General features: G+C 67.5%; 11 protein-coding genes. 5 read left to right on the top strand and 6 right to left on the bottom strand.

What is annotated here, in order from left to right:
• Nucleotides 1–123 precede the first annotated feature (123 nt).
• Both gap and QOL69_RS07280 read left to right on the top strand, forming a co-directional pair.
• Nucleotides 124–1176: a type I glyceraldehyde-3-phosphate dehydrogenase gene (gene gap, locus QOL69_RS07275; RefSeq protein WP_283402658.1), complete on the top strand. Its 1053-nt coding sequence runs from the start codon at nt 124–126 to the stop codon at nt 1174–1176.
• Nucleotides 1177–1274: 98 nt separating this feature from the next.
• Nucleotides 1275–2498, top strand: coding sequence for a phosphoglycerate kinase (locus tag QOL69_RS07280; protein WP_283402659.1), 1224 nt, complete (start codon nt 1275–1277; stop codon nt 2496–2498).
• Between the two features lie 24 nt (nt 2499–2522).
• Here the strand turns inward: QOL69_RS07280 and lrp are convergent, their stop codons facing one another.
• The gene (gene lrp, locus QOL69_RS07285; RefSeq protein ID WP_048078212.1) at nt 2523–2984 is read right to left on the bottom strand and encodes an HTH-type transcriptional regulator Lrp; all 462 of its coding nucleotides are present in this window, start codon (nt 2982–2984) and stop codon (nt 2523–2525) included.
• Nucleotides 2985–3110: 126 nt separating this feature from the next.
• On the opposite strand from lrp, the gene glnA reads away from it, so the two are divergent.
• Nucleotides 3111–4478 (top strand): type I glutamate--ammonia ligase, encoded by a 1368-nt coding sequence (glnA, locus tag QOL69_RS07290; RefSeq protein WP_283402660.1) that lies wholly within the window; start codon nt 3111–3113, stop codon nt 4476–4478.
• Between the two features lie 79 nt (nt 4479–4557).
• Here glnA and QOL69_RS07295 read toward each other — a convergent pair whose 3' ends face one another.
• From QOL69_RS07295 to QOL69_RS07305, 3 genes are all read right to left on the bottom strand, one after another.
• Nucleotides 4558–5532 carry a phosphatase PAP2 family protein gene (locus QOL69_RS07295; protein WP_283402661.1) on the bottom strand — a complete coding sequence of 325 codons (975 nt, stop codon included), beginning with the start codon at nt 5530–5532 and terminating at the stop codon, nt 4558–4560.
• A 15-nt stretch (nt 5533–5547) separates the two neighbouring features.
• Entirely contained in the window at nt 5548–6861 is a 1314-nt protein-coding gene (locus QOL69_RS07300; protein ID WP_283402662.1) for a YihY/virulence factor BrkB family protein, read from the bottom strand.
• Nucleotides 6862–6922: 61 nt separating this feature from the next.
• Nucleotides 6923–8053, bottom strand: a complete 1131-nt coding sequence (locus QOL69_RS07305) for a tRNA (guanine(26)-N(2))-dimethyltransferase (protein WP_283402663.1) — start codon at nt 8051–8053, stop codon at nt 6923–6925.
• Between the two features lie 191 nt (nt 8054–8244).
• Here QOL69_RS07305 and QOL69_RS07310 point away from each other — a divergent pair, with 191 nt between their 5' ends.
• Both QOL69_RS07310 and QOL69_RS07315 read left to right on the top strand, forming a co-directional pair.
• A complete protein-coding gene (locus tag QOL69_RS07310) occupies nt 8245–8985 on the top strand; it encodes a hypothetical protein (RefSeq protein ID WP_283402664.1) in 741 nt (246 codons plus the stop codon).
• Between the two features lie 125 nt (nt 8986–9110).
• Nucleotides 9111–10493, top strand: coding sequence for an APC family permease (locus QOL69_RS07315; RefSeq protein WP_283402665.1), 1383 nt, complete (start codon nt 9111–9113; stop codon nt 10491–10493).
• Nucleotides 10494–10530: 37 nt separating this feature from the next.
• On the opposite strand, the gene QOL69_RS07320 is transcribed toward QOL69_RS07315, so the two are convergent.
• Complete coding sequence (locus tag QOL69_RS07320; protein WP_283402666.1) at nt 10531–11238, bottom strand: putative universal stress family protein; 708 nt, start codon at nt 11236–11238, stop codon at nt 10531–10533.
• A gap of 168 nt (nt 11239–11406) precedes the next feature.
• Nucleotides 11407–12891: a preprotein translocase subunit SecY gene (secY, locus tag QOL69_RS07325; RefSeq protein WP_283402667.1), complete on the bottom strand. Its 1485-nt coding sequence runs from the start codon at nt 12889–12891 to the stop codon at nt 11407–11409.
• Between the last annotated feature and the right edge of the window lies 1 nt (nt 12892).

Genomic DNA, 12892 nt, shown 5'->3' on the forward strand with positions numbered 1-12892 from the left:
TCGCCGTATCGGCCGCCATCAGAGCCGCCGTCGACGCGGCCGTTCGTAACAAATTCGAACGATTATGACGATCTCGGGGCGACTGAGCCGGATTTAAGTAGTTGGCTCTCGCCTTTTTCGAACATGAGTAAATCGCATCTGGCAGCTGGCGACGACGTGAGCGACGACGAGGTCGTTCGAGTGGGACTCAACGGCTTCGGTCGCATCGGGCGCAACGTGTTCCGCGCGGTCTTGGAGAGTCCGCGGATCGAACTCGTCGGGATCAACGACGTGATGGATTTCGACGACATGGGCTACCTCGCGAAGTACGACACCGTCATGGGTCGGCTCGACGGCGTCGAGCGCGACGGCGAGGAGCTGACGATCGGCGGGACCTCGGTTCCGCTGTTCAACGTTCAGGATCCCGCTGACCTCCCGTGGGACGAGCTCGACGTCGACGTCGCCTTAGAGTGTACGGGCATCTTCCGCACCCGCGACGACGCGAGCGCGCACCTCGACGGCGGCGCGGACACCGTGATCATCTCCGCCCCGCCGAAGGGCGAGAAGCCGGTCAAACAGCTCGTCTACGGCGTCAACCACGACGAGTACGAGGGCGACGACGTGATCTCGAACGCCTCCTGTACGACGAACTCCATCACGCCGGTCGCGAAGGTGCTCGACGCGGAGTTCGGCATCGACGCCGGGACCCTCACCACCGTCCACGCCTACACCGGCTCGCAGAGCCTCATCGACGGTCCGATGTCGAAGCGCCGCCGCGGCCGCGCGGCCGCCGAGAACATCGTCCCCACCTCGACCGGCGCGGCGGGCGCTGCGCAGGAGGTCCTCCCGCAACTGGAGGGCAAAATCGACGGGATGGCGATGCGCGTCCCGGTTCCGACCGGCTCCATCACCGAGTTCGTCGTCAGCCTCGACGAGCAGGTCACCGAGGAGGATGTCAACGCCGCCTTCCGCGACGCGGCCGACTCCGGCCCGCTCGCGGGCGTTCTCGGCTACACCGACGACGAGGTCGTCTCCTCGGACATCGTCGGCCTCCCCTTCTCCAGCTACGTCGACCTCCAGTCGACGAACGTCATCGCCGGCGGGAAGCTCCTGAAGATCCTCACCTGGTACGACAACGAGTACGGCTTCTCGAACCGGATGCTCGACATGGCCGCGTACGTCCACGACGAGGCGTAAGCGGCGAGCGCGGGCCGCGTTTTCGACGGCACAGTTTCTCGACCGCAACGTTTCCCGAAGCGCCATCGCTTAAATAGCTCATCGACGACCGTTCATCCATGCCCACTTTCGACACCATCGACGACCTTCCGACAGACTCGCGTGTCCTCGTCCGACTCGACCTCAACTCCCCGGTCGAGGACGGCGAACCGCAGGACAACCGACGCTTCGAGCGCCACGCACGGACCGTCCGCGAACTGGCCGAGGCCGGTCATCGCGTCGTGCTCATGGCCCATCAGGGCCGTCCCGGCCGCGACGACTTCACGTCGCTTTCGGGCCACGCCGCGATCCTCGCCGACCACGTCGGCCGCGACGTGGACTTCGTCGCCGACACCTACGGCGACGAGGCGCTGGCGGCGATCGACGCGCTCGGCGCGGGCGAGGTCCTCCTCTTGGAGAACACCCGAATGTGCGACGGCGAACTCCCGGAGGAGTCGCCCGAGGAGAAGGCCGAGACCGAGTTCGTTCGGACGCTGGCACCGCACTTCGACGCGTACGTCAACGACGCGTACTCGGCGGCCCACCGGAAGCACGCCTCGCTGGTCGGGTTTCCGCTCGCCCTCCCCGCGTACGCGGGTCGCGTGATGGAGACGGAGTACGAGGCGAACACCGCCATCGCGACCCGCGAGTTCGACGGCCCGGTGACGATGGTCGTCGGCGGGACGAAGGCGACCGACGTGATCGGCGTGATGGACGCGTTAGACGACAAAGTCGACCGCTTCCTGCTCGGGGGCGTCGCGGGCGAGCTGTTCTTGCGCGCCGCGGGTCACCCGGTCGGTCACGACGTCGGGGAGATGGATCTGTTCGACGAGCAGTGGGAGGCCAACCGCGAGCTGATCGAGTCGGTGCTCGGCGAGCGCGGCGACGCGGTCCGGCTGGCGAGCGACCTCGCGTACGAGGGTCCCGACGGGGACCGCGCAGAGGTCGCCGTCGACGACATCGACGAGAAGACGGAAGGGTACCTCGACGTCGGCTCGGAGACGGTCGCCGACTACGAGCCGGCGATCCGCGAGTCCGACGCCGTCTTCGTGAAGGGCGCGCTCGGCGTCTTCGAGGACGAGCGGTTCGCGGACGGGACGGTCGGCGTCTTAGAGACCATCGCCGAGACCGACTGCTTCTCGGTCGTCGGCGGCGGCGACACCTCGCGGGCCATCGAGATGTACGGCATGAGCGAGGCGGACTTCTCGCACGTCTCCATCGCGGGCGGGGCGTACATCCGCGCGCTGACGGGCGAGCCGCTCCCGGCGGTCGAAGTGCTGGAGGCGGCGGCGAAGCGGGAGTAGCGGGCTACGGGACCGTCGGCCGACTCACTCCTCGTCGACGTCGAGGTCGAACTGCGCGTTCTCGGTGACCGCGTTCAGGACGACGCTCGTGTTCGACTCGCGGATGTCGGCGTCCGTGAGGATCGACTTGATCTGGTCGTTCATCCCGTCGGTGTCGGTGAACTTCCCGATCGCGATCACGTCGTAGTCGCCGGTGACCTCGTAGACGCTCACCATCTGTTTCTCCTGCCGCAGCTTCTCCGTGACGTCCGGCAGGGCGCTCCCCTCGACCTTGAGCTGGAGGATAGCGGTGACGTCGTAGCCGAGCTTGTCGTAGTCGACGACGGGCGTATACCCCCGAATGACTCCCTCTTCTTCGAGGTCGCGGAGGTGGTTCGACACCGTCGTCACCGAGACGTCCAACTCGTCCCCGAGGCTTCGAAGGCTCGCGCGGCCGTTACTGAGCAGGGAGTTAATGAGCTTCGCGTCGAGGTTTTCGTACGTCATCACAATCGATCACGCTTCCGGGGGATTAGAATTTTACGAACGTCCAGCAGTTTTGCCTACCCGGCGGTTCATGCGCCAAGCGATAAGGCCTTTATACTGGCAGATAACGAATCAAGCGTCCAGAACATGACGGACGAACACGCGAAACCGGACGGCGGCCTCACGGCCGAGGAACAGGCGGTACTCGACGAGATCGAGGAGGAGAACGTCGATTTCCTGCGGCTTCAGTTCACCGACATCCTCGGCACCGTAAAGAACGTCTCCGTGCCCGCTCACCAGGCCGAGAAGGCGTTCACCGAGGGCATCTACTTCGACGGCTCTTCCATCGAGGGGTTCGTGCGCATCCAGGAGTCGGACATGCGACTCGTCCCCGATCCCGACACGTTCGCGGTGCTTCCGTGGCGCAGCGGGGAGGACGGCTCCGCGGCCGCTCGGCTCATCTGTGACATCGTCGACACCGACGGCGAGCCGTTCGTCGGCGGTCCGCGCCAGGTGCTCAAGAGCGTCCTCGAAGAGGCCGAGGAGATGGGGTACTCCGTTTCCATCGGTCCCGAGCCGGAGTTCTTCCTCTTCAAGACCGACGACGAGGGGAACGCGACGACGAACCCCCACGACAACGGCGGCTACTTCGATCTCGCCCCGAAGGACCTCGCGTCCGACGTGCGCAAGGAGATCATCTTCACCCTCGAAGAGATGGGCTTCGAGATCGAGGCCTCGCACCACGAGGTCGCCAAGGGCCAACACGAGATCAACTTCAAGTACGACGACGCGCTCACGACCGCGGACAACATCGCGACGTTCCGTGCCGTCGTCCGCGCGGTCGCCGCGCAACACGACCTCCACGCGACGTTCATGCCCAAGCCGATCGCGGACATCAACGGCTCGGGCATGCACAGCCACATCTCGCTTTTCGACGAGGACGGCAACGCGTTCGCCGACGAGGGCGACGAGTTCAATCTCAGCGAGACGGCCTACCAGTTCATGGGCGGCATCCTGAATCACGCCAAGGCGTTCACGGCCGTAACGAACCCGACCGTGAACTCCTACAAGCGGCTGGTGCCCGGCTACGAGGCACCCATCTACGTCGCGTGGTCCGACACGAACCGCTCGGCGCTCGTCCGCGTCCCGGACGCCGCCGGCGTCTCCGCGCGGTTCGAGGTCCGCAGCCCCGACCCGTCCTGTAACCCCTACCTCGCGATGGCGTCGCTCATCGCCGCCGGTCTCGACGGGATCAAGACCGGTGCCGACCCCGGCGACCCGGTCCGCGAGGACATCTACGAGTTCGACGACGAGAAGCGCCAGGAGTACGGCATCGAGACGCTGCCGCCGAACCTCGGTGCCGCCGTCGAGGAGCTGGAAGAAGACGAGGTGCTTCAGGAGGCGCTCGGCCCTCACACCTCGGAGAAGTTCGCCGAGGCGAAGTCCCAGGAGTTCAGCGAGTACCTCACCCAGGTGTCGCAGTGGGAGAAGGACCGCTACCTGGAGACGTTCTGAGGCGACACGTCGCCGCGGTCGCGGCCGAAGTCGCGTTTCGCTTTTTTCAGCCGTCGAGGGTCCCGTCGGCGAGGAGCTCTCAGTCCGGCCGTCCCGCGTACTCCGGGAGGGCCGGCAGCGCGACGACGGCGACCACGGCGGCGGTCGTCGCCGCCAGCGTCACCGGGAGCGTCCCGGCGAACGCGTACGCGCCGACCCACAGCGCGCCGGTGACCGCCAGCGCGGGGACCGCGACCCGGACCGACAGCGGCGGCTCGTCGCCGTCGACGAGCCGCCACCCGATCGCGCCGCCGAAGCCGGTGGCGATCCCGATGCCCGCCTCGACGACCTCGTCGGTGTGCCCGCCCGCGAGGGCGACGCCGGCGGCGACGAGCGAGAGCCCGGCGGCCGTCAGGAACGCGGGTTCCGGATTCAGTTCGGCGGTCGGACCGTCCGGGGAGTCCGCCGCCGGCGACCGGCGGACCCGCGGGTCCCCGGCGAGCCACAGCGCGCCGAACACGACCCCGCTCCCGACGATCAGCCCCGCGACCACGTCGACGAGGTAGTGGACCTCGATGACGACGCGCGAGGCCGCGACGGCGACGGCGACCCCCGCGGCAGCGACGTACCGGGGTTTCGGCGTCCAGATCCGGTCGTACAGCAGTGCGAGCGCGAGGTACGCGGCCGCGCCACCGGTGGCGTGACCGCTCGGGAAGCCGAACCCGTCGGAGAGCACCTGCGCCTCGTACCAGCCCGAGAGGAGGGCGGGGAGCCACGTCGGCACGTCCGCCGGCCCCATCGCGCCGGGCGGCCGGGGCACCACGAACCACGCCTTGCCGAGCGCCGTCGCGGCGTACGCGCAGGTGACGGCCGCGATGGCCGTAGCTCCGGCGCGGCGCGGCGACCCCGCGGTCCCGTCGCTCGCGAACCAGTAGCCGACCGCGAGCAGCGCGAAGAGAAACCACGGGTCCGCGAGGTGCGTGACCGCGGCGAAGACGACCGTGACAATCTCGGGGAGCGCCTCGACGAACGCGGTCTCGCCGAGTCCGCGGTCCGCGGCGACGAGTCCGGTCACCGGCCCGTCTCCCGATCAGTCATCGCCGCGGTCGCGGGCGTAATCGAGCGCCTTGCCCGGCGTTTCGAGCAGGTTCAGCCCGACGCCGACCACAACGAATATCGTGTACAGCCCGAGCGTCGACAGCCCGAGCACGACGATGGCACCGACCGCGTAGATCCCCTGAAGCGACGTCAGCGCCACGAGCGTCAGCACCGTACCGTACAGCAAGACGAGGTACGGACCCCAGCCGCGGGCGTGCCCGCGGCGCATTCGGGACCGGACGTACCGTTTCAGCTCCGACTCGACCTCGGGTTTGTCGACCGTGCGTCGTTCCACGTCGTCCTCGAACTCGTCGAGCTGTGACCGCAGCTCTCGGACCTCCGCTTCGAGGGCGGCGACGTCCGGCGCGCCGCGCGGCCGTTCGTCGTCGTCCCCGGAGGCGTCCGACTCGCCGTTCATACCCGTGAGTCGGCCGCGGTCATGTTGTAACTGCCGGTCCGCGGCGTCGTCCGCGCTCGCGGCGGGACGGGCGGTCGCCCCGGTTCGATCGGGACCGTCGAGGGTGGTTCGTCCCGCGAGTACCACGTTGACCACGCCGCCGAGCACGACGACGACGGCCGCGAGGTACAGCCACGTGACGAGCAGCAGGATGCCACCGATAACGCCGTACACTTGGTACTGCGCGGCGCTCACCGCGTACACCTGAAAGCCGGCCTGAAGCAGCGTCCAGCAGACCGCCGCGAACGCCGCGCCCGGCAGCGCCTCGCGGACGCTCACCGTCGGCTGCGGGAGGAGGTAGTACATCGGGAGGAAGACGGCGGCGAGGAAGGCGGGCAGCGCGAGGACGCTCGCCGCCTCGACCAGCGGAACCGCGTCCGCGGCGGCTACGAACGCCCCGACGACGACCATCACGCCGATGCCGACGCCGACCGCGACGACGACCGAGGCCGCGTCGACCACCTGCTTGAGGAAGCCCGGAGTCTCGTCGCCGCCGTACAGGGAGACGAACGCCGTGTCGAGCCCGCGAAACACCTTCAGCGTCGACCAGAGCAGGACGCCGAGCCCGAGCAGGCTCGCACCGGTCCGTCCGCCGGCCGAGGAGACAGCGCCGACGACCGCCTCCTCGCCGGCCGGGGTGAGGAAATCCCCCGTCGAGGCGACCAGCTCCGCGGCGATGGTCTCGCCGAAGACCGCGGTGGCGACGACGACGAGCAACAAGAGCGCGGGGACGAGCGAGACGAACGCGTAGTAGGCGATCGCGGCCGCGAGAAACGTCACCTGTCGGTCGATCGCGAGGTCGGCGACGCGCCGAACCGTGCCGAACGCGGTGCGCGAGTGTCGGAACACGCTCCGCCCTTCGGCCGATGGCGACAAAAGCGGGCGGGTACCGATCGCGGGCAGGAACGGGTTAGTCCGCGTCCGTTCCGAGAACCGCCTCCCGCATCTGCGGGATAGACGCCGTGCTCTTGACCGCCGTCCCGCGGTAGTGCGCGCGACTCGCCTCGTGGCCGGCCCCGCGCAGGCGCTCGACGAACTCGTCCATGCCGATGGCCGGCTCGCCCCACTGCTTGTACAGCCGGTGTTGGTCGTAGTGGGTCGGCGTGTCGAGTTCGCGCGCGACGGTTCCGAGCAGCTTGCGCGCCCGCTTCGCCTCGCCCATGTCGTCGGTCACCTCGCGGCGGACCGCGCGCGCGAAGTCGGGGTCAGCGACCGGACCGAGCCAGATCGGACCGGCCGTGAGGACGCGGTTGCTCCCGCACTCCGGGCAGGCGTCGACCGGGTCGGCGATGCGACCATGTGTCGCCGACCGCCACAGACAGTCCTCGCAGTGGTCGACGTGCCCCAGCGCTTCGAGGCAGTCGTCGGCGGCGCGGGCACCGGACTCCAGTTCGAGGTAGGTCCGCGCGTAGTGGCGGGAGACGTGGGAGACGATCGGCCGCGCCGCCTTGTCGTAACGCGCCGCGGTCCGCACGAGCGCGGAGACGAGCGTCCGAAGCCCCATCTCCGGATGGTAGTCGGTGTTGCGCGGGACCGCGCCGTACTTCCGAATCCCGCTCTGGAGGTGGGCACCGCAAAGCGGCGCGGTGTCCGTGGCGGTGACACAGACGAGGTTGCGGCCGTTCGCGAACGCCGCGTCCGCGAAGGGGATCGGCGTGCCGTACGGGTCCAGATCGACGACGTCGAACGGTCCCTCGTCGTACAGCAGGGCGTTGACGTCGCGGTGAACCGCCTCGCCGTCCAGCCCGTTGGCGTCGAGGTTCGCGGCGGCGAGGTCGACCGCGTCCGCGTCGATGTCGGCGCAGGTGACCTCGTACCCCTCGGCGGCGGCGCGGACGCCGCGGATCCCCGAGGCCGCCATCGCGTCCAGATACGAGGCCGCCCGCGGCTCGCGATCGCGGTAGGCGCGCAGCGTCGCGACCGTCACGTCGCGGTTCAGCTCCTGGGTCGGGTTGAAGAAGACGCCGCCGCCGGTGCCCTCGCTGGCACCGTCGCGGGCCTCCGGGACGGAGACGGTGATACCGCCCTCCTCGATGTCCATACGCTCGGTTCGGCCATCCGGGCTAAAAGGACCGCGCTCCGAGGCGGGCGGGCACGTCGGCGGTCGCGAACCGATCGACCGGCTGCGACGACAATGAGAGGCTTTTACGCGGGCGGCGCAGAATACGGACGTATGAACGGAGACGCCACGCGACGACGCGACGCGCTCGACAGTGAGACGGGGGGGCGAGGATGGTAAGTCCGGCCCGAGTGGACGCGATAACCGACATCGCGTACGGCGCGCTGATCGCCGTATCGATCGTACTCATCGCGACGACCCAGATGAACACCGTGGCGATGGCGTTCGGGATCGGCGTGTTCGCCTCGTACGTGATCCACGTCGTCTGGAAGATGGCGCGGTTCGACCCCGACTGGATGACCCGCGAGGTCGCAGATCAGGTCGGCAAACAGGTCGAAGAGAGCGTCGGCGAGACCGTCGACAAGGAGGTCGAGAAGACCGTGGGTGAGACCGTCAACAAAGAGGTGGAAAAGACCGTCGGCGAGACGGTGAGCAAGGAAGTCGAGAAGACCGTCGAGGAGACCGTCGGCGAGAAGGTCGAAGAGACGGTGAGCAAGGAGGTCGAGAAGAGCGTCGGCGAGACCGTCAACAAGGAAGTAAGCGGGGTCGCCGACGACGTCAGTAACACCGTCAGCGAGGAGGTGACCGGGAAGGTCGAAGAGACCGTCGGCGAGACGGTCGAGAAGACCGTCGAAGAGAAGGTCGGCGAAACTGTCGAAGAGACGGTCGAGAAGACCGTCGAAGAGAAGGTCGGCGAAACCGTCGAGGAGGCCGTCGAGGAGACGGTCGGCGAAACCGTCGAGAAAACCGTCGAAGAGACGGTCGAGAAGAAGGTCGAAGAGACAGTCGACGAGAAGGTCGATGCGGACGACGACACCGAAGCAGGCGGGAACGGCCGACGCGACGAGTCGTAGGCGGCTCCGACGGCCGCGGACGAGGGCCCGGTCCGAACGTCGGTGCCGTATCGGGAGGCCTGAGGCGCTTATTTTTGGGTTTCGACGGTGATAAACCGCGAGAACGGGTACTAACGGATACGCGCATGGGGCACCACGACCTCGATCGGAGCCTCAGGTTGTACCCGACAATGATGATCAGTATGGGCGCGATGATCGGGAGCGGAATATTTGTCCTCCCGGCGCTGGGATACAAGAAGGCGGGGCCGGCGGTGATCCTCGCGTACGTGTTGGCCGCACTCGTCGTGTTGCCGGCCGCACTGTCGAAGGCCGAGATGGCGACGGCGATGCCCGAGTCCGGGGGAACATACCTCTACATCGACCGGGCGCTCGGTCCGTTTTTCGGCACGATCGCCGGGATCGGCGCGTGGTTCTCGCTCGTTTTCAAGAGCTCGTTCGCGCTCGTCGGTCTCGGGGCGTACCTGCTGCTCTTCGCGCCGCTCTCGCAGGGCGCAGTGGTGTACGTCGCGCTAGCGCTCGGCGTTCTCGTCGTCGCGTTGAACGTCTCGGGGACCAAGATGAGCGGGCAGATCCAAGCGGTCATCGTTTCGCTCGTCGTCGCCGGGCTCCTCGCGTACGTCCTCAACGCGGGGTTCGTCGCCGACGCCGGCCGGTACACGCCCTTCGCGACAGAGGGGAACCTCGGGGTCGTCACCGCCGCCGCCTTCGTCTTCGTCTCCTACGCCGGCGTCACGAAGGTCGCAAGCGTGGCGGAGGAGGTGAAAGACCCCGGGAGGAACCTCCCCCGCGCGATACTCGGTTCGATGGGGATCATGACGGTCCTGTACGTCGCGGTCGTCGGCGCGGTCGTCGGACTGAGCGACCCCGACGTGCTGAACACGGGTGGGCCGGACGGCACGGCCTCCCTCACGCCGATGGCGGACGGTGCGAGCGAACTGTTCGGCGGTGCGGGGGTCGTGTTCGTTTCCGTGATCGCCGTCGTCGCGCTGACGAGCATGGCGAACGCCGGCGTGCTCTCCTCGTCGCGGTTCCCGCTCGCGATGAGTCGGGACGACCTCCTGCCGCCGGCGTTACGGACCATCGACGAGCGGTTCAAGACGCCCCGGAACTCCGTCCTGCTCACGGGAGTCGTGTTGCTGCTGCTCATCGCGTTCGTGCCGGTGATCGAACTGGCAAAGCTGGCGAGCGCGTTCCAGATACTCGTCTTCTCGATCATCAACCTCGCGCTGGTCGCGTTCCGGGAGGCCGACGTGCCGTCGTACCAACCCGAGTTTCGGGCCCCGGGCTACCCGTTCGTACAGGCGTTCGGCTTTCTCGCCGGAATCGGGCTACTCACGCAGATGGGGGGGCTGCCGATCCTCGGAGCGATCGGGATCATCACGGCGAGCGCGCTGACGTACTTCGTGTACGGTCGCAGCCGGACCAACAGGACGGGAGCGATCGGGACGATCCTCAGCGATCGTCGCGATGAAGAAGACGACGAGTCCGCTCCGACGGAGCCGGAGTAGACGGACTGAGAACCGGGCAACGGCGTGCGAACCGGACTCAGTAGTCCCTATTAACGAGTATCACCGGATCGCCGGTCTCGTCGGCGATCCGGTCCGCCAGCGTCCCGAAGACGCGGTCGCTCAGCGTGGACTCCGGCTCGTACATCACGACCGCGTCGTATTCGGCCGCGATTCGGAGGATCTCCTCGTCGTGTCCGTCGCCCTCGACGACCAGCGTGTCGAGCGATCCGGCGTCGAACCCGTCTTCGATCAGTCGCTCTCGCGTCTCCGAGACGACCGTCTCACCCCGCTCGCGGCGTTCCGCCCCCTCCACGACGTGGAACAGCGTGATCTCTTGGATGGAGTCCTCGCTCAGAACTCGAATGAACCGCGGGAGTCGATCGAACTCGGCGACGTCCGGGAGCGGCACGAGGATCCGGGCGATCCCCTCCGTCGGGGCGGGGTCGAGTTCGGCGGCACAGCCCTCTTCGGCCGCTACCTGCCGGATCGCGGCCGCGCGGTCCTTCCCGAACACCAACCGCGTTCGAACGGACGCTCCCGCGTCCACGAACCGTTCGGCGACCGCGTCGAGCGTCGCCTGCGCCGCCTCACCGAACTGTTCGCGCGCCGACCTGACCGGCGTCTGTTCCGGGAGATCGTAGTGGCCGAGGACCACGACCGAAAGCGACGAGAGGTCCTCGATCAACACCGGCGACAGAGGCTCGGGATCCGGCAGTTCGAGCGGAACGACGATCGTGTCTGCCATGGTCCACGATTGACCGCCTAGGGCAATAAACGGGCAGACTCGAGGTCGGACGAACCGGGTCGCGAGACCGACGGGGCACCCCGTTGGGATGTCGGAACCGCGACGGATCACGGACGCATCGCTGGGCCGTCGTGCGACGCGTGAAAAATGCGGTTCCGCGGATATCCGCTACTCGTTCCCGAACATCTGGCGCATCATCGGGTGCATCTCCATCAGCTGCTCTTCGGCGATCTCCTCGTACAGCTTGTACGTGATAGAGACCGCCAGCAGCAGCCCGGTTCCGGAGACCTGACCGATGGTGCCGAGCAGGTTCGCCATCACGGCGAGCAGCCCGACGAGGGCACCGCCGATGACGGTCACCTGCGGGATGTACCGCTCCATGACCTTCTCGACGACCTGCGGGTTCCGGCGGAACCCGGGGATCTGCATCCCGGAGTTCTGGATCTGTTTCGCCGTCGCCTCCGGTCCCATCCCGGTCGTCTCGACCCAGAAGATCGCGAAGATGGCACCGCCGACGATCATGAACGTCAGGTCGACGGCGAGCCGGATCCCGATCATCCACGGCTCGATGGACGCCGCCTCGAGTTCGCCGAGGAACCACATCCACTGGGTCCGCGCCTGAATGGGGTTCAGATAGTAGAACAGCCCGGAGATGGGCTGTCCCGCGTCGGTGTACGTGCCGAGCCACCCCGGCATCCCCGCCCACTGCGAGGAGAGGAGCTGGCCGAGGAACTGGATGTTCGCCTGCAGCGCGCGAACGAGGATCATCGGCAGGACGGACGCGTAGATGAGCTTCACCGGGAAGCGTCCGCGAGCCCCTTTCACGCGGGCGTGTGACAGCGGGATCTCGACGCGGACCGACTCCGCGTACACGACGATCCCGAAGATGAACACCGTGGTGAAAAGCGCCAGAATGTTCCCGGGATCGAACAGGAGATTCTGGAGCCCTTCGGCCGTGAACGGCGACATCGACACCGGCACGTCGCCGAATATCACGCCGTACCAGTTCGCGAAGAAGCCGGACGCGCCGAGCGCGGAGAAGCTGAAGAAACCGCCGACGATCTGCTGGCTCACCGACGCGATGATGAACAGCCCGACGCCGGAGCCGACCCCCCACTTGCTCACGATCTCGTCCATGAACAGGATGAGGACGCCGCCGACGAAGATCTGCGCGAAGATCAGCATCTGGACGCCGAACGTACCGATGCCGAGCGCGCTCCCGACCGCGTCGTCGGCCGGAAGGAAGGACCCGGTGAACACCATCGGTGCCGCCGTGAGGGCGGTGACGATGACCACGAGCAGCTTCTGGAGGCCCTGATAGAGGACCTGGTCACGCGGATCGTTCTCCGTGTCGAGTCCGAGGAGATTCGCACCGCCCAACAGCTGGAGGACGATGGACGCCGTGACGATCGGTCCGATACCGACCTGTAACAGCGAGCCGGACGAGCCGGCGAGCACCGACCGGAACTGCCCGAAGAAGTCAGACCCCTGCCCGACCGCCAACCCGAACGGGTTGATGTTGGTCAGGAAGAAGTAGACGATCAGAATTCCGGCCGTCCACGTGAGCTTCCGTTTGAACGGGACGTGCCCCGCGGGCCGCTCGACGACGGGCATCCGCGAGAGCACCGGTTCGGCGGCCTCCTTCCAGCTCATG

The sequence above is a fragment of the Halorubrum sp. DM2 genome (assembly GCF_901686465.1).
Lineage (GTDB): Archaea > Halobacteriota > Halobacteria > Halobacteriales > Haloferacaceae > Halorubrum.